The organism is Solimonas terrae (genome assembly GCF_011067135.1).
Taxonomy (GTDB): domain Bacteria; phylum Pseudomonadota; class Gammaproteobacteria; order Nevskiales; family Nevskiaceae; genus Solimonas; species Solimonas terrae.
Genome location: NZ_JAAMOW010000001.1, coordinates 204,965 through 223,289 on the forward strand (window position 1 = coordinate 204,965; position 18,325 = coordinate 223,289).

Here is an 18,325-nt window from a genome sequence, read left to right on the forward strand (position 1 = left end):
GCCAGCGATGGCGCGGACAGAACTAGAGACGACGCGATGACGTCGACGGGAGGAGTGAATGCGTAGCCATCGATGGAGTACCGGACGCAGCTTTGCGACCACGGCAAGTGTTGCCGCAGCGGTGCTGACGACCCTGGGCGTGAGCGTTTGCATGGCGGATGCCTGGGCACAGGCGGACGCCGATGCCTCGGCAGCGCCAGTTTCGGCCGACACCGCACCTGCAGCGCTCGCCGACAACGGCGCGAATGCCGCCGCCGCGGACGCCACGACTCCGGCTTCGCAGACGGAAGCCGCATCGTCGGGCGCGAGCGGGCAGATCGCCGAAGTCATCGTCACCGCGACCAAGCGCCGCAAGAATCTGCGCGACATTCCGGCGAGCATCGCGTCGATTCCCGGCGACGAACTCGAACAGCGCAATGCGCAGACCGCGCAGGACATCGTCAAGCTGGTGCCGGGCGTGAACTACACGGAAGCGCCGGACAGCCCGCCGCGCATCACGGTGCGCGGCATCTCGGCGCAGCCGGCGACCAGCTTCACGACCGGCGTGATGTTTGGCGACGTCTCGTTCACGGACGAGTATGTTCCGCTCGTGGCGCTGGATCCGAATCCGTTCGATCTGCAGAGCGTCGACGTCCTGAAAGGGCCGCAGGGCACGCTGTTCGGTGCCTCCGGTTTCAACGGCGCGATCCGTTACGTTCCAAAGGCGCCGGAGTTCGGCGTCTGGCGGATCAAGTATTTCGGCGAATACACCGATCTCAGCGACGGCGGCCTGAAGCCGACCTACGGCGGCGCCGTGAACGCACCGATCGGCGAAGACCTGGCCTTGCGCGTCACCGGCTTCCACCGCGATTCGCCGGGCTATGTCGACAACCTGCGCACCGGCAAGAACGATGCGAACGAAGTCACGCAGGACGGCGTGCGCGGCATTCTCGGCTGGCAACCGTCCGATCCGTTCATGGCGCGCCTGACCTACGCCTGGCAGGGCACCCAAATCGATGATGCCTCGACGACCGACAACGGCGACGGCAATCTGAGCAGCAACGTGCGCCCGCGCAGCAGTCCGCAGCAGAACCGTTACCAGCTGGCCGACCTGAATCTTGCCTACGACTTCGGCGGGGCGCGCCTGGTCTCGGAAAGCTCCTATGTCTACAAGAAGCTCGACAACTACTTCGATGCCTCGCGCACCTTGCTGGGCGGTGCGCTGCCGCTGCTCGCGCAGGTCTATGCGGCGCACTCCGACACGTACGCTCAGGAGTTGCGGCTGGTATCGCCCGACGACAAGAACGCCGCCTGGCAATGGGTGACGGGCGCATTCTGGTCGCGGCAGAAGGTCTACGACCGCCTCGACATCACGCTCGGCGATCCGTCGGTACCGGTCGACGTGCTGCTGCCGGTACTCGACGCGCTGCTGCCGGGTCTCGGCGGCCTGGCCGGACCGGACGGCCAGTTGGATGCCGTCAGTACGGTGTCCGACGTCACGGTCGAGGAGAAGGCGATCTTCGGCGAAGTCACGCGGCGGCTGTGGACCGATCTCGAGCTGACGCTTGGCGGTCGCTACTACTGGACGAATTCCGGCGGCAGCAACACGCTTGGCGGCGCCATCACCCTGGCGACGACCGGTTCGCCGACCTCGGTGACGCAGGCGGAAATCCACGAACAGGGATTCAATCCCAAGGCTTCGCTGCTCTGGCATCTGACGCCGGACGTACTGGCCTACACGACTGCGGCCAAGGGCTTCCGTGTCGGCGGTGTGCAAGCCGGTGCGACACTGCCACCATCCCCGCCACCGCCGGCAACCTTCAAATCCGACACAATCTGGAATTACGAAGCGGGTCTGCGCACGCAGTGGTTCGATCGCAAGCTGCATGCCGACATCGCCGGCTTCTACGAACGCTGGCATCACCCGCAATACCTGCAGCCGGACTCGACCGGACTGCTCAGCTTCATCAGCAATGTCGGCGGCGTGAAGAGCGTCGGCGGCGAAGCGACGCTGCAGGCCCTGCTGCCGGTTCCCGGCCTGATGCTGACGGTTTCCGCGGCCTACGCGGATACCGTGACCACGGAGCCGTTCACCGCATCCGACGGCTCCGAGGTGCCGGTCGGCGCGCGCTGGCCGTTCTCGCCGCATTGGCAGACCGCGACGACGCTGGCCTACGCCGTCGATCTCTCGCCGTGGAATCTCAACGGTGCCGTCACGCATACCTACATGGGCAAGGCCACCAACAACCTCGCTCAGGAAGCGCCGGTGTTCGACTACCAGCAATGGGACGTTCAGCTCAGCATCGACAACGAGCGCCTGCTCTGGTTGCCCGAGATCACGCTGTCAGCCAACAACCTCCTCGACGAGCGCGGTGTCGTCAACCACGTCTACGCCGGCGGTGCCACGCCGTACAGCGACTACACCTATATCCAGCCGCGCGCGATCACCGTGCGTCTGAGCGGGCATTTCTGAGGCGGCACCGATGAGGGCATCGCCACTGCGGGGAGAATCGATGAAAGACGTGCACGCGGGTTTCGTTTCACGATGGCTGCAGCTGGCCGCGATCGCAATGCTGCTGCTGTGCGCCGGCGGGGCGCAGGCCGGCTTCGATCTCAAGGATCGGCCGCTGGCCGGCATCGAGCGCGAGTTCGGCTACTTCAAGGCCGCGGACGGCACGCCGCTGGCGTACGTCGTCTATCGCCCCGAAGGTGCAGGGCCGCTGCCGACGATCGCGTGGTACGACGTCTACGGCGCCGGCTCGATGCCGCCCCTGGGCATGGTGCGTGCGTGGGTTGCGCGCGGCTATGCCTTCGTCGCCGCCAGTGTGCGCGGCACCGGGTGCTCGGACGGCGACTACGTTCCATTCGGTGCACAGGACGCGCGCGACGGGGCAGTCTTCGTCGACTGGGCCGGCTCGCAGGCCTGGAGCAACGGCAAGATCGGCCTCGTCGGTAACTCGCAACCCGGCATCGTGCAGTTCGGCATTGCCGCGCTGCATCCCACGCACCTGGTCGCGATCGCGCCTGGCGGCACGATCAGTCGGATCTATGCCGACGGTTGGTATCTCGGCGGCATCTACAACGCCAGCTTCGCGGCGCACTGGAGCCGCTACGACCAGCCGGGTGCATCGCTGAAATTCGCGCAACTGCGTGCAGGTCTTGGCGACAAGGACTGCGAGGCACGCGTCGCGCGCATCGGGCCGAACTCGCTGGTCGCCCGTGTGCGTGCGCAGCCGTACGATGGCGAGTACTACCAACGCTATTCGCCCTACGATCGGGCGCCTGACGTGACGGTGCCGACGCTGATGGTGCAAAGCTGGACCGATCCAGCCGTCGGCAGCAGCGCGCTGAACGTATTTGCGCGACTGACCGCGAAGAGCAAACGTCTCTTCGTCCTCAGCGGTGGTCACGATTCGTATCTCGATTCGACAGCGCAGGAAGAAGTGGGGCGCTGGATGGATCACTGGCTCAAGGGCGATGACAACGGGGTCGACGGCGAGCCGCGTGTGCGCATCGACTTCGGCACGACGCCGACAGCGGCTGCGAACTATGGCGATGTCGTGCCGGTGCACGCGACCGCCACGCAGGCCCTGGCGGACTGGCCGGCGCCCGAGACGAAATGGCAGAGCTGGTTCATGACGGCAGGCGGCGCTTTGCAGGACAAGCCGGCGAACGGTGAGGCCGCCGGTACGCGCGAATATTTTTATCCCGCGGGCACCGAGTTGCCGGGCGATGCGGTGCAGTTCGCTATGACCGCACTCGACTGGGGTTCTCTGCGCTATCGCACACCGCCCGTCGCGCACGACACGGCCATTTTCGGGGCGCCAGAAGTCGTGCTGTACGCGGCGAGCGAGCAGGTCAACACGGATTTCATGGTGAACCTGCATGACGTGTCGCCGTCCGGCGACGTGACCTTCATCCAGCGCGGCTATCTGCGAGCCTCGCGGCGCGCCGTCGATTCGTCGCGGTCGACCGCGCAATATGTGTTTCATCCGCACCTCAAGGACGAGCCGCTGCAGGCCGGCCATGTCTACCGCTTCGACTTTTCGTTGCTGCCGGTGGTTTACATCCTGCGCGCCGGCCATTCGCTTGAGCTGCTGCTTGCGGCGCCGTCTCCCATCCCGTCACCGGGCTGGGGGCTGACGCCGTTGATGCTGCCGGGGTTCAATACGGTCTATCACGATTCCACGCATCCATCGTTGCTGAAAATTCCGGTCGTTCCGGGGATCAAGGCGCAGGGCCCGGAACCTCAGTGCGGCAGTCTGCCGTTCCAGCCCTGCCGGCATGAAAACGGGAGCACGTCTTGATCCGGAAGGTTCTGCCGGTTCTGGTTCTGCTCGCGATCGGCGCCTGCGCCGACCGGCAGATCGCCGGGCCTTGCAAGCAGCTGCGCGATCTGCAGTTCGAGCACGCGCACGTGGTGTCGGCAACGGCGGACTCCGGCGGCAGAGAGTTTTCGTTGATCGGCTTGTTCATCGGTCTGCCGTTCTTTCATGAGCCACCGTCGTGTCGCGTCGAACTGGAAATCACGCCGGTGCCTGATTCGACGATCCGCGCCGACGTCTGGCTGCCGGCCAAAGCCTGGAACGGCAAGTTGCAGGGCATCGGCAATGGCGGCTTTGCCGGATCGATCGACAAGCTCAGCCTGCGCTACGCACTGCAGCAGGGCTATGCGGCGGCGGCGACCGACACCGGCCACGAAGCCAATGATCGTGATGGTCGCTGGGCGCTCGGTCATCCCGAGAAAATCCGCGACTATGGCGATCGCGCCATTCACGAAACCGCACTCCACGCGAAGGAACTCATCACCGCCTACTACGGCCGCCAGCCCGAGCACGCTTATTTCGGCAGCTGCTCGAACGGCGGCCGCGAGGGACTGATGGAGGCGCAGCGCTATCCGGATGACTATGACGGCATCCTTGCTGGTGCACCGGCAATGTTGCCGACGGTCCAGCTTCCGGCCTGGGCCTGGACTCAGCAACAGCTGCAGAAACCCGGGGCCTATATTCCGAGCGGCAAGTGGCCGGCGATTGCCGCCGCCACCCTTGCGGCCTGCGACACGCTCGACGGCGTGAAGGACGGCGTCATCGACGATCCGCGGCGCTGCCACTTCGATCCGGCAGCGCTTCAATGCAAGGGGCCGGAAACCGACTCGTGCCTGACAACGCCGCAGCAACGGGCCTTGCGTGCAATCTATTCCGGCCCCGACGAACGGCATCATGGCTTCATGCCGGGTGGTGAACTCGGCAAGAAGGGTGGCGCGGCGGAATGGTTCAGCGGCGACAAGCCGCACAAGAGCATCGAGTATGGCTACGCACAGGATTTCTATCGTTACCTTGTGTACGACGATCCTCGCTGGAGCCTCGACAGTTTCGATATAAAGCGCGATGAAGCGGCGATGTACGATCGCCTGCATGCGGCACTCGATGCGGATGATCCCGATCTGACGCGTTTCGCCGCACATGGCGGCAAGCTGATCCTGTTTCACGGCTGGAACGATCCGGCACTGCAGCCTCAGATCACGATCGATTATTACGAAAACCTGCGTGCCCGCATGGGCGGCGCAAAGACTGACGACTTCGTAAGGCTATACATGGTGCCTGGTCTGCAGCACTGCATCGGCGGCCCTGGCCCCAACGTCTTCGGTGGTTTGCCGCCTGGCGGCCACGCCGATCCTCGCCACAACATCAGTGCGGCCCTGGAGGCCTGGGTCGAACAGGCGCGCGAGCCGGGGCCGATCATTGCGACAAAATACGACAGCGACTTGAAGCCGCTGCTCGCCCCTGAAAAGGCAAAGGCGATCCGTTCACGCCCTCTGTGTCCTTACCCTCAAGCAGCGCGCTGGAACGGAAACAGCTCCCCCGATGACGCGAGCAGTTTCAGCTGCGCGCTCGAAGTTGGCGACTCCGACGGAGCGATTGGTGGCAATTAGAGACCCGCTGCACATCGGATCGGCAAAGGATGCCGAACCGCTATTGGCTGAGAATCACGCAGGATCACGATTCGGCAACGATTCTGTTGCGCTGTACACCGAGATCCATGCTGCCGTCCGTGCTGCGAATTGAGGCTTCGACGACATCGCCAACCTTCAGATACTGAGCGCGTCCGGCTTGAACCTTCTGGAAGATCTGCCACTTCTTCCGTTCAGGGAGAAGCGCGGCGAGTCGCTGCTTTCCGGGCGACGGTACGGACAATGCGCAACCAGCTGGCGTCCCCGTCGCCAGGAGATCGCCGGCTTCGAAATCCTGCACCTTTGAAAGCTCGGTCAGGGTCTCCGCCGGCTTGTAGACCAGATTTGCCGAGTTGTCGTTCTGGCGTACTTCGCCGTTGACAGTCAGCTTGAGCTGAAGCTTGTCAAGCATCGCGATATTCGAAGCATCCAGCAAGGTCAACCAAGGGCCGACCGGTCCGAAAGTCCGGAACGATTTTCCCTTGTAGAACTGCATTTGCGGAATTTGCACGTCGCGGGCGGAATAGTCGTTGACGACAACGGCGCCGGCCACGAACTCGTGCAGATTGGCGCCCGTCACGGTAACGGACTCCCGAATCGACTTGCGCAATATCAACCCAAGTTCAACTTCGTAGTCGAGAAACTGCACACCATTCGGCTTGATCACATCGCTGTTTGCAGGACAAATGCAGCTCTGCGCTTTGGTGAAGATCATGTTGAATGCCTTGACATCCGGATCGACCCCGGACTCGATCATATGCTGGCGATAGTTGGCACCCTGGCAAACGAACTGCTGATTGGATGTCACTGGAGAAAGCAGACTTACTGCGGCCAAGTCGATCGTCGGACCGTCCAGCTTGAGCAGGTCACCGATATTTGTACTGCGAAGCAGATCACCGGTCGTGACGAAAGGGCCCGGGATGCAGGTGACCTTGCCGGAGCGGAGTACGCCCCAATGCTTGAGACCTTCGTGTTGATAGCGGATGACATTGACGGTCATGTGATTGACTCGATTCTGGTGAAGTGATCGAAAGTGTGTTGAGACGTTCCAGCGGCGTCAGCGCGACCAGGGTCTCGCCTTGGTCGACATCGCTTTCTTGAGAAGGCCCAATTGCCTTGCCGTCATTTTTCCGCTGCGCAGGGATCGAACGACCGACATGATGAATGACGGCGTCGGCTTCGGAGCGATGTTCGGTACTTCAGCTCCCCATGCGTACAGGCCGCCAAGATCCATCGGGTGATAGCGGGTTTCCCTGGCCGAATCGAACACATCGCCGTCGGCATAGTGTTCGAGCTCTTCACCTTCGGGGTCCTTCCAGTAGTCGAAGATCTGGCTTCCCAGGATATGGCGACCGATCCCCCAGTGATGACTCCAGCCTCTGGAGGCGAGGTACTGGTGGCCTTGGCCGATACTGTCTAGGTCGAGCGTTTCGTAAGCACTGTGCATGTACTGCGCCATCACGTTCTGGGTCAGCACAAGCGAATGATGATCTGCGAGTTCCGCGCCGCGATTCAGGCGATTGAAGGCCAGAACCGGGGATCCGTCCTCGATACACTGCACATCGGACGGAATGAGCCCAAGGTGCCGCATATACCACCGCTGCGAAACCTCCAGCGACGTCACCGACAGGACCGCGTGCCCCAGACGTTCAATGGGCGAGGGCAGGATGGGTGTGCGTATGGCTTCGTTGACACGCCTTTTTTCCAGCGGTGTGTTCACGGCAATGGGCGCTCGACTGTCCAGGCGTTCGAGCATTTGCCGGCCGTGACAGACATCGACAATGAATCCATCCGGATCAGACAAGCGGACGCGGTTGCCTGCTCCCGGGCCGTCGATGGGCTCGATGGTCACGCCGGTCGCTTTGCTCAGCGTATCCAGTTCGCCCGCTGTCTTGACCGAGAAGCCGATTCCGAGGAAGCCGTGCCGCTTTGGCCGCGGCTTCATTTTCTGAGCATCAAATGCCACGTAGAAATAGGGTAGCGGGCCGGTACCGCGCATGTAGATTGCTTCGGGTGTCTCGGCGGAGATCACCATTCCGAAGTCAAGCAAAAACGCCTTCTGCCGTTCGAGGCTCTTCTTGCAGAACATGATGTAAGCAACGTCGTCAGCCTTGACGATGGGCTCCGGTCTTGGGATGCGGACCGTCCCGGGATTCTCCACAGCTGCGGCTGACAGCTTCTCGACCCCGATGTAGTTCATGTCCGACTTCATGCTTCTCTCCACGTGGCAACAACGACTGGGAACTTCCCGAACGCTTCCGGACGACTGACGTCTCCAGCGAAGACCGTTACGAATGACGCATGAGATTCAGCGATTGCCTGGCCAACTCGGAAGCGTCCGCCGCAGGGCCATCATGCAAAACGATCCGATCCGGTCTGATCACGGCGCACCATCCATCGAGATGGCTGAATTCAGCCTGCGCCGGAATGGACACGATCGTTCCATGTGCCTGACTCCACAGCGCGTCCACCTCGGAATCCAGCCGGCACTCGGAGCCGAAGCTCATCAACGTCAAGTGAGGCCCCAGGAATTGATCGGAAAGCAAAGACCCATTCGAGTCCCGCAAACGCGCTTGCGGCAAAAGGCCTCCGCGTTTCAGCCTGCCCTTGCCCGGAACAAACAGGCCGTTCGGGTATTCGCTTTTCGGTTTTGGCCCTGCCGACTCAAGGAAGCGTCGGACAGGTGGAATCAGTCGCAGCACTTTGATGAATCCGTGAATGATCACCGCCTTGAACGCGTTGCCTGGCATGATCATGGAGCCGAGCCCCTTGGCCAGCCGTATCATCGCAAGCGCATGTGGACGCCGCTCGGAATCGTAGGAATCCAGGATGCCGACTGCGGCGCGATTTGAAATCACCGCCGCGAGTTTCCAGGCGAGATTCTGCGCATCGCGCAGTCCGCTGATCAGACCCTGGCCGGCAAATGGCGGCGTGACGTGCGCCGCGTCGCCCGCCAGGAAAACTCTGCCCTTCCGGTATTTTTCGCAGGACCGCGCCTGGAATTGATAGACGGCCTTTCGCTCTATCGTCGCCTTGTCAGTGCCCGGCCAAGGGGCCAGCAGTCTGCGAATGGATTCCGCTGTCTCCATTTGCTCCCGTGATTCGCCTGGCGCCAGCATGAATTCCCAGCGCGTCCGATTTCCCGGTGCGACCATGTGCGGTACCGGTCGCCGCGGGTCGCAGATGAATTCAACGTGGTCAATGTTGTCCGGAACTCCGACCGCATCGACAATCAACCAGTCTTGCTTGTAGGACTTGCCGCGAAACTCCTGGCCGATGGCCTTGCGCACTGCCGAGTTTGCGCCGTCGACACCGATCAGGAATTTGCAGGTCACCTCCGCTCGCGTGCCCCGCGCGTCTTGCAGTGTCGCGCGGACCTGCACCCCTTCATCGGAGAAACCGAGCAGCGTCGTGGAACACGCGACCGTCACGGACGCCGAACCTTCCGCCTTGCGCCGCAACGCCGCCTCCAACTGAGGCTGGTAGAACGTCACCAGCATCGGATGCCCGTTGATCGAGGCCGACGTATCCATCGTGCCGAAATGACCGAAATACGGGCTCCTCATCGTGACCTGTGGAATTTCGCAGCGATCGAATCCCTCCAGGACGCCGACATCCTGAAGAATCCGCAGCGCATCATTGTCGAGCGCGATCGCCCTCGGAGCCGTGTAAATGCCCGGCGCCTTGTCGATGACCAGAACACCAACACCGTATCGACCCAGCAACGCTGTCAATGCGGCGCCAACAGGTCCGTAGCCCACCACGAGGACATCCACGCTGTCGGGCAACATCGCCGGGGCTACCTCCTGGCGGACCCTTGGATCACGAGGGAAAGCACGTCAGGTTGCCATCGCTGGCCGCGCCACGAAACATGTTGATCGGGGCGAATCAGGGCAAGTCTGGCCTGATACAGGGCTTCGACGTCCAGTCCTTCCGGGCGTACCACCTTCAACGGGATTCGCGCTTGCCGTGCATCGAGCTCGGCCTGCGTGACTTCAGCGGCTGAAGCATCAGCCGCAACGAGCAACGTGAACCCCTGACCGAACAGATCGTAGATCGAGCTGCCGTCGGCAAGCCACGCATGAGGTGCCAGATATCCGGGTCGTGCGGTCGGTGTGTAGTTGCCGTTGTCGTGCATCGGCGCCGTGCCGCCTTCATCGGCGACCCATGGAGACCCTTCATATCCGAGCCCGAGGACGGTACCCAAGGTGTGGAACTCACGCGCCTTGGTCTTCTGGATCTTGCGCCCAATCAGGGCGCGCAGGCCGCGGCCGATGAATCCGTCCCGCTCGATGATGGCAGGCGGTACCGGCGCCGCGGCAAAGTTCGCAACGGCCTCTTCAATCACGATCCTGTGCAACGGCTGTCGTTCCGACTGATAGCTGTCCAGAAAAGCTGCATCGGCCCAGCCCTGCAGCACGGCTGCCAGTTTCCAGCCAAGATCGACACCATCACCAATGCCCATGTTCATTCCGTATCCGCCCGTGGGCGGATGCAAGTGACAGGCATCGCCTGCGAGCAGCATGCGGTGATCCCGATAGCGATCTGCCAGCCAGACACTCGCCACCCATGAATCGGCGCTCAGAATTTCGATGGGGCTGCGCAGACCACTGCGCTCGCGGATCAAGGCGATCGCTTCCTGGTCGCTGAGATGTTTTCCTTCCGGCACTCCCATCGGCATGAAGAACCACCGGTCGTCGGTATCCATGGGGCCGATGGCGCTCACTCCATGTTTGCCGATCTGCAGATACATCACGCCTTTCTCGTGCTTGTGCTCGCGCGCAAATTCCGGTGCACGAAATATGATGTTGTAGCTGTTGCCGAGCTTGCGCAGAGCGTCCGACTTGATGCCCATGACTTCACGCGCAGTGCTGCGTGCGCCATCCGCAGCAATCAGATAGCGGGCGCCGACTTCCAGACTTTTTCCGGACGCATCCTCCAATGTGGCGACAACCTGATCCTGATTCTGACGCGCGGTCACAAAGCGGGTATTGAACCGGATCTCGACGCTGGGAAGCGTCCGCGTGTGCTCCAGCAACACCTTTTCGAGCTTGTATTGCGGCACCCACTGCGCATGCTCGGGGTAGAGTGGATTGCGCCCCGGCGCCGCGTTGAATGCATCACGAAAATGAGCGAGTTTGTGCCCTGACAGGCTGGTGACAAAAATCATGTCGTTTGGAAAGTCGATGCCAAACGGCGCTTCGGCGGCTAGCTTGCCAGCAATGCCCCAGCGCCTCAGGTGCGTGCGCGTACGAACATTGGTGGTTTTGGCGCGAGGTGCTTGTCCGCCGCGGGCATTGCGATCGATGACCAACACGTCAATTCCGCGCATGCCCAGCTCAATGGCGGCTGCAAGGCCCGTTGGGCCTGCCCCCACGATCAAAACTTGCGTTGCAATAGCTGAGCTTGGCACGCGCCACTCCTGGACCTGACTGTCGCCGATCAGTCTAGAAAACGCGTCCCTGGCTCATAAGAGAGCAAAATCAGCGAGCTGATACCTGATTTGTATCGTCAGCCGTGACGGTTCAATCGAGGTGTCATGCCGTCGAATTGGTAATTTGTCTCCGCGAACTCGTTGCAGACTGTGATCCCGGCCGGACCAGGACGTACAGCTGTCAGGAATGCCGCCGCATCCCCCATTTCTGATGCGATACGAAGCCTGCTATCGCATCCGCGCAAGCCGGCTTTTTTTTGCGCCGCCGAGAGCCGGTGTTGCAGGTGCGGCATATTTATTCACCGCAACGCGACGCATCATGTCGCAGAAGTACTCGGCAGCGGGGGTCAAGGGCAGGGCACTGCGACGGACAATCCGGATGGGTGGCGCCGGCAGCAGTTCCTTCACCGGAATCGTCTGCACGGCATCGGTCCAGAGCTGAGACTCAACCCATTGAATGGGAAGCAGCACCAGCAGATCCGTTTTCGCGATCAATACCAGAGTCGTGAGGGCGGAATGCATCTGCATGACCGGCCGCGGGGTCGGCAAGCCGTATTGCTCGAACAGCGGAGCCAGTTCGGCATCTGCCCTGTGCGTCAGCGTCGTGCTCGCCCACTCGGCATCGACGAGATCCCGCAGTGACTTTGCCTTGCTGAGGGGATGCCCCTTGCGGCCAACGACCACTCGAGTATTTTCGAACAGCGTTTCCGTCCGGAATTCCGAACCGATATCCTCGGGTGCCGGCCCGATGTAGCAGTCGATGCTGCCGCTGCGAAGATCGCTGTCGATACGCGGAAACAGGGCATCCATGATGTTCAGGCGTACGTCGGGATACTTTCTGCGAAAAGGCCCGATCGCGTCAGGCAGCAATGCGAATTGCGCTACTGTCGAAAGTGCCATCGTCACGTTGCCATGCGTCTCTCCGCGCAGTTGCGCCAATTCCTCCTCGGCCCGCAACAGTTCACCCTGCGCGGCCCTGGCTCTCGAGTAGAACACTTTGCCGAGAGGCGTGAGCTGGGCACCTTTTGCGCTGCGCTCGAACAGCACGACGCCAAGACGACGCTCGAGTTCTCTGATATTGCGGCTCACGGTTGGCTGTGCACCGCCCTGATGCCGCGCGGCTGCATGCACGCTGCCGCGTTCCACGACTGCAAGAAAGTCTCTGAGAGCCGAAAATTTGACCACTGTCAGGTTATTCATTTCTGATATCACAAACCATTTATTGGCATCTTATCCCATTGCCTGCCTGTCCCTAGACTCGATTCGAGCATTGTGCGTGTGCGTGGAAATCGGAGTCCTTCGATGCTTCCAGACACCACGCGCATGGGCGCATCGGAAGTCGAGGCGACCAGAGATAAGCCGACAAAGGCAAGCACCGTCAGGCGAGTGGACATGATTCGCCTCATGAGTCAGAGCGACCACGGGGAGAAGATTTCAGTGTTGAAGACTGAGGAAGAAGTGCTCGGCAGGGGCCGCAAGGCGCTGGCGGTGCTGATCGTTGTCTTGGCGCTCGGTTTTGAGTCCGAGCCGGCCTTGGCCCAGCAAGCGGCCCCCGGCGATAGCGGGCATGCGAGCCCTTCCGAGCATGGTGATCATTCTGCAGCCGATCCGGTGCAAAGCGGGAATGACGCCGCCGTTGCTGGCGACGGCAACGGCACCGTCAACGAAGCGCCGGTGGCCGCGTCTGCGGACAGCATGCCGCCACAGACTGAACTCAAGACGATCACGCTTGGTGCAGAAGACCCTGGTGCGGTGCCACTGGCGGTGCCCGACAAGGCAAAAGAGACGCCGTTGGAGGAGGTGATCGTCACAGCGCAGCGACGCACTCAGGATTTGCAGAAAACGCCGGTCGCGGTGACCGCGCTGAGCGAAAAGACGCTGACGGAACGGAATATTCAATCGACGCAGGACTTGATGCAGGTGGCGCCCAGCTTGCAGGTCAGCACCGAAACTGCGGGGCCAGGTGGTGGTTCGGCGGTGTTTTTCCTGCGTGGCATGGGTCAGCAACGATCGGGCAACGGCACGGAGCCTGCCGTGGGCGTTTATGTCGACGGGGTTTATTACCCGTCTCCGCAAGGCGCGATTTTCAGCATTCTGGATTTGCAACAGGTCGAGGTCCTGCGTGGTCCGCAAGGCACCTTGTTCGGCCGCAACACGATCGGCGGTGCCATTCGCTATACCAGCAAGGCGCCTGAGTTCGACGACAACGGTTATGTGCAAGGCACCGCGGGAAGTTACGATCGCCGGGACCTGGTGGGAGCGGTCAATCTCGCCTACCAGGATCTCGTCGCCATGCGGTTATCGGGCGGACGACTGCAGCGCGACGGATACGTCAGGCAGCAGGATGGCGGCAAAGACGCCGGCGCTCAGGACGACAAGGTGGCGCGGGCGCAAATCCGCTTCGCTCCCATGCAAACGCTGGAGGTCAACCTCGAAGGGCAATACAGCAGGACACTTCTTGACGGTTTGACCTACAACCAACCCGGACCCATCAAACCCACGCCGAACACGGTCCCCTGGTATTACAACCTGACGGCAACCGGTGGACTGCTCTATCCGCCTTACGATGACCGCTTTGCCTCGACCTGTGACTACTGTCAGGCTGGAACCAACATCCGCGAGTTTGCAAAGAGCGACGGCGATGGTGCCAACATGAGCGTGATCTGGACCGGGCTCGATTCGGTCGAAGTGAAATCGCTGACTGCGTGGCAGCGGGTCGACAGCAATTTTGCGCTGGATCTGGATGGTTCGCCCGCTCCCGTATACAGCGCGGCCGCACATCTCCAGGACGAGATTTATTCGCAGGAGTTTCAATTCAGCGGCAAGGCGTTCGACGAGAAGCTCGATTGGGTCGGCGGACTTTATGGTGCGCAGCAAACGTCCGATGTGCTGCCCGGCGGGACTCAGTTGCTGTTCGGTGTGATCCCCAACGATCCGGCGCCGTTGAGCCGGAAGACCGACACCGGGGCGGCATTCATCGATATGACGTACGAGCTGTTCGACAATGCTCACGTCCTGGGCGGTTATCGCATCAGTCAGGACAACAAGAAGGCGACGCTCTACGACAAGAATTCTGGGGACGAGACGGAGCAGGAGCGCAAGAAGTTCACGAGCAACACCGGCCGTGTCGGATTGCAGTACCAATGGACAAGCGAGATCATGAGTTACGCCACGGTGTCCACCGGGTTTCGTGCCGGCGGCTTCAATCTGGACGTGAACACGCCGCTGATCTTCACGCCGGCGCTCTACCAATACACGCTCGCTCCATACAAGCCGGAAAACGTGACGAGCTACGAGATTGGCGCGCGCAGCGAATTTTTCGGAGGACTCGTCCGGGTCAATCCGACCATTTTCTACGCGAAGTGGAAGGACATCCAGGTCCAATCCGTGAACGTCAATGCGTCGGCGCTGGAAATTTTCGTGGACAACGCAGCCAGTGCGCACTCGGAGGGTCTGGAACTGGAAATGCAGGCCGTGGCATCGCGTCACCTGATGTTCTTCGGGAATCTGGCCTTGCTGAAGATGAAGTACGACGCGATCGGCAATGCCACCGGCATCACGACCGACAGCAGGTTCATGCGTGCACCGAAGGTGACGTACACGCTGGGCGGGCGATACCAGAACGACATCGAAGGCTGGTTCCAGTACGTGCTGTCGGCAAACTGGAACTGGCAGGACGATCAAGCCAGCTCCGCGACGGATGATGATTCGCTGTCGCTGCCTTCATACGGGCTGCTGTCGATGCGGCTGGACCTGAAAAGCCCGAACGATGTGCTCGAGTTCTCGGTGTTCATGACCAATGTGACCGACCAGACCTACTACGTCGGCGGTGCGAATTACGCATCATCGACCGGTACCGCGCGTTACGACCTGGGCCGCCCGAGAGAGACCGGCGTCAGCCTGCGGTACAACTTCTAGCCCGACAACGCTGCGGATCGATTCACGCGCTTGCCGATCGGCGATCGCGATCATCCGGATTTGAGAGTGAATCAGATGAACGAGAAATACGAAAAGCTGCGCGAAGCACGGCTCGCCAAGGTCAACCAGGATTATCGGGGGATGATCGAGGCAATCCCGCCGCTGCGCACGCTCGGTATCACCGGCATGCGCGCCGCTTTCGAAGGGCTGGGGGCATCGCGGGAAGTGACGCCCGGCGTCTCGCAGCGCGACGTCGAGATTCCGGGACCGCATGGCCCGGTCCCGACGCGTATCTACACCCCCGATGGCTACACTGGTCCCAAACTTGGCGTCTACGTGCACACGCACGCAGGCGGCTTCGTTTCGGGCGGCGGACTCGACACCTGGAACTGGATGAACACGATGCTGGCCGCGCGCGTGCCGTGCATCGTCGTCGCACCCGATTTCCGGCTGCCGCCTGAGCACCGATTTCCGACCGGTCTCGACGACTGCTGGGCGGTCGTCAACTGGGTCGCCGCGCAAGGCGAGGCGCATGGCTGGGATGCCGGCAGGATCGCGGTCGGCGGTGGCTGCACCGGCGGCAATTTTGCAGCGGTGCTGTCGCTGATGGCGCGCGACGCCGGGCGGCCGAAGATTTCGCTGCAGATCCTCGAATCCTGGCTGGCCGATGCGCACGGCACCGCGCCATCGCATGAGGAATTTGCGGACGGCTACGGCCTGCGCCACGAGGACAACGAATTTGTCGTCGGCAACTACATTGCCAGGGAGGCCGATCGCGACGACTGGCGCGTCTCGCCACTGCAGGTGACGTCAGTCGCGAACGTCGCACCGGCGCTGATCACGGTCGGCGAATGGGACATCCTTCGGGACGAGGATATCCAATACGGTGAACGCCTGAAGGCAGCCGGCGTGCCGGTCGATGTGCATGTCATTCCGGAGACCGGCCACTTTCCGAATCCGGACCACGCCGAGCACGTCCACGAGCTGCATATCAAGGGGCTGACCGCGGCAATCGGACCGAAAGGCACGTACTCGATTGCGCCGATCGCCGCAGTACAGGCCGCCACCGACGAGTCGGCCGGCACGGCGCCTTCGCGGCCGGACGGCAAATGGATGCTGACGGTACGAACCCCGATGGGCATCAAGACCGACGAACTGGAACTCAGGACGGTCGCCGGAAAACTGACGGGTACGCAGTCCAGCCCGGAAATCGGCACGCACGCCGATCTGGTGATCAAGGTCGATCGCGGCACGATCAGCTGGTCGATTCCAGTCACCAGGCCGGTCAAGCTGACGCTGCAGTTCACGGCGCAGATCGACGGCGATGCGATGACGGGTACCGTCAAGGCCGGCTTCTTCGGCAAGGCGCCGTTGAACGGCAGGCGCGTCTGAGCGTTCGCGCCGATACCGCATCGGGAGCGCACGGACATGTTCGTCGGCAACGCGTGTTGCGTCGCTGCATGGCTGCGCGAAAGCGATGTCCGGTCGATGATGTGGACGCCGGCGCGCCGCGCGCGAATCGGGTGAGCGATGACACAACGCAGTCGCTATGACGCCATCGTGATCGGCGCCGGACATAATGGTCTGGCGCTGGCCAGCTATCTGCAGCGCGCCGGTCGCCGGACGCTGCTGGTCGAGCAGGCAAGCCGCGTCGGCGGCATGACCAGCACTTGCGAGCCGATGTTGCCCGGTTACCGCCACAATCCGCACGCGAACTTTCTTGCCTACCAGTCCGTCTCGCCGATCATGGCGGACCTGCGCCTGCGCGAGCGCGGTTTGCTGACACTGACCCCCGAAGTCCAGCATGCGATCGCCTTCGCCGACGGGCGACCGCCGGTCGTCGTGCACCGCAAGGACCGTGATGCGTGCACCGCAAGAAGCATGGCCGCACACAGCGCACGCGATGCGGCAGCCTTTCTCGATCTGCGTCGTCGCGTCGACGGCCTGACACCATCCTTGCGCGATGTTCTGTTCCGGCCCCTGTCCGAAATCGGAATTGCGGCACACCGGGATGCGGTCTTGCAGGCGTTTCGTGGCGTGAGCGGCATCGAGCAGACGGGGACGCGCGGCGGCGCGGCCGTCATCGATGCGCTTTTCGAGTCGCCCGAAGTCCGCACACTGTTCTATCTGCTGGCGATCGAATACGGCGCCTCGCTGACGCAGCCGGGCAATGACCTGGCCTTCCTCGGTCTGGTGCTGTGGATGATTGGCGGACGTGAAGTGCCGCTGGGCGGGATGCAGCGTTTCGCCGACGCATTGCATGCCGCAGCGCGCGAACACGGTGTCGATGTGCGGACTTCGTCGCCGGTCACGCGCATCATCGTCGAATCCGGACGCGTCAGCGGCGTCGAGATGGCGGGCAAGCGTGTCGGCGCGCCGTTGGTCGTCTCCAGTCTCGGCCTCCGGCAGACCTTCAACGAGCTGCTGGATGCGCAGGCGCTGGGTACAGGTGATCGACAGGCGGCGGCGACGACGGGCGCACAACCGACGCCCAGCATCGCCAGTCAGGCTTTCGCACTGCGCGAACCGCCGGCCTATCGATCCGCGCGCTGGGATCCGGATCTCGATCGTTGCGTGCAGACCTTCATCGGCTTCGACACGCCCGCCGATGTGCTCGCACAGGAGCGCGACCTGGCGATGGGCGTTCTGCCACCTCCGCGCGCGTCGGTACGAGTGCCGAGCCTCTGGGATCCGGGCATGGCGCCGCGCGGCTGCCACGTCGCGGGCGCGGACAGTCATTTCCCGCATGCCGCTTCACTCAGCGACGACGAATGGGGCGAGATCGAAGCCATTTACAACGACGCGCTGCTCGACACCTGGCGCGAAGCCGCGCCGAACATGCACCGCGACAACGTCATCGCCAGTCATTTCGCACGGCCACAAGCGGGCGATCGGCAAGTGGTACTGCGCTGCGGCAGCCAGTATCGCACCTCGATCGACGGCCTCTGGTTGTGCGGCACCGCGACCTATCCCGGCGGCGGCGTGCACGGCGCCTGCGCCATCAATGCCTTTCAGGACATCACCGGACAAAGTCTGCAATGAAT

The 18,325-nt window shown here is 62.3% G+C and carries 11 protein-coding genes; 6 read left to right on the top strand and 5 right to left on the bottom strand.

What is annotated here, in order from left to right; all coding sequences use genetic code 11:
* Positions 1 to 58 precede the first annotated feature (58 nt).
* Genes G7Y85_RS00880 through G7Y85_RS00890 form a run of 3 tightly spaced genes read left to right on the top strand, consistent with a single transcriptional unit; the run spans position 59 to position 5,911 of the window.
* A complete protein-coding gene (locus G7Y85_RS00880; RefSeq protein WP_166250729.1) occupies positions 59 to 2,452 on the top strand; it encodes a TonB-dependent receptor in 2,394 nt (797 codons plus the stop codon).
* A 40-nt stretch (positions 2,453 to 2,492) separates the two neighbouring features.
* The gene (locus G7Y85_RS00885) at positions 2,493 to 4,286 is read left to right on the top strand and encodes a CocE/NonD family hydrolase (protein WP_166250730.1); all 1,794 of its coding nucleotides are present in this window, start codon (positions 2,493 to 2,495) and stop codon (positions 4,284 to 4,286) included.
* The gene (locus G7Y85_RS00890; RefSeq protein ID WP_166250731.1) at positions 4,283 to 5,911 is read left to right on the top strand and encodes a tannase/feruloyl esterase family alpha/beta hydrolase; all 1,629 of its coding nucleotides are present in this window, start codon (positions 4,283 to 4,285) and stop codon (positions 5,909 to 5,911) included. The genes G7Y85_RS00885 and G7Y85_RS00890 overlap by 4 nt, the downstream gene beginning before the upstream one ends.
* A gap of 64 nt (positions 5,912 to 5,975) precedes the next feature.
* On the opposite strand, the gene G7Y85_RS00895 is transcribed toward G7Y85_RS00890, so the two are convergent.
* The 5 genes from G7Y85_RS00895 to G7Y85_RS00915 form a co-directional block, all read right to left on the bottom strand.
* Positions 5,976 to 6,929 carry a fumarylacetoacetate hydrolase family protein gene (locus tag G7Y85_RS00895; RefSeq protein ID WP_166250732.1) on the bottom strand — a complete coding sequence of 318 codons (954 nt, stop codon included), beginning with the start codon at positions 6,927 to 6,929 and terminating at the stop codon, positions 5,976 to 5,978.
* Positions 6,930 to 6,986: 57 nt separating this feature from the next.
* Positions 6,987 to 8,141 carry a VOC family protein gene (locus G7Y85_RS00900; RefSeq protein WP_166250733.1) on the bottom strand — a complete coding sequence of 385 codons (1,155 nt, stop codon included), beginning with the start codon at positions 8,139 to 8,141 and terminating at the stop codon, positions 6,987 to 6,989.
* A 76-nt stretch (positions 8,142 to 8,217) separates the two neighbouring features.
* Positions 8,218 to 9,720: a bifunctional 3-(3-hydroxy-phenyl)propionate/3-hydroxycinnamic acid hydroxylase gene (locus G7Y85_RS00905; RefSeq protein WP_166250734.1), complete on the bottom strand. Its 1,503-nt coding sequence runs from the start codon at positions 9,718 to 9,720 to the stop codon at positions 8,218 to 8,220.
* An 8-nt stretch (positions 9,721 to 9,728) separates the two neighbouring features.
* Complete coding sequence (locus G7Y85_RS00910) at positions 9,729 to 11,342, bottom strand: FAD-dependent oxidoreductase (protein WP_206675456.1); 1,614 nt, start codon at positions 11,340 to 11,342, stop codon at positions 9,729 to 9,731.
* Positions 11,343 to 11,591: 249 nt separating this feature from the next.
* On the bottom strand, positions 11,592 to 12,563 hold the full coding sequence (locus G7Y85_RS00915) for a LysR family transcriptional regulator (protein WP_166250735.1): 972 nt from the start codon (positions 12,561 to 12,563) through the stop codon (positions 11,592 to 11,594).
* A gap of 102 nt (positions 12,564 to 12,665) precedes the next feature.
* Between G7Y85_RS00915 and G7Y85_RS00920 the strand changes: the two genes are divergently transcribed.
* From G7Y85_RS00920 to G7Y85_RS00930, 3 genes are all read left to right on the top strand, one after another.
* Positions 12,666 to 15,281, top strand: a complete 2,616-nt coding sequence (locus G7Y85_RS00920) for a TonB-dependent receptor (RefSeq protein WP_166250736.1) — start codon at positions 12,666 to 12,668, stop codon at positions 15,279 to 15,281.
* Positions 15,282 to 15,356: 75 nt separating this feature from the next.
* The gene (locus G7Y85_RS00925; RefSeq protein ID WP_241695947.1) at positions 15,357 to 16,673 is read left to right on the top strand and encodes an alpha/beta hydrolase; all 1,317 of its coding nucleotides are present in this window, start codon (positions 15,357 to 15,359) and stop codon (positions 16,671 to 16,673) included.
* A 138-nt stretch (positions 16,674 to 16,811) separates the two neighbouring features.
* Positions 16,812 to 18,323: a phytoene desaturase family protein gene (locus G7Y85_RS00930; RefSeq protein ID WP_166250738.1), complete on the top strand. Its 1,512-nt coding sequence runs from the start codon at positions 16,812 to 16,814 to the stop codon at positions 18,321 to 18,323.
* Positions 18,324 to 18,325 lie beyond the last annotated feature (2 nt).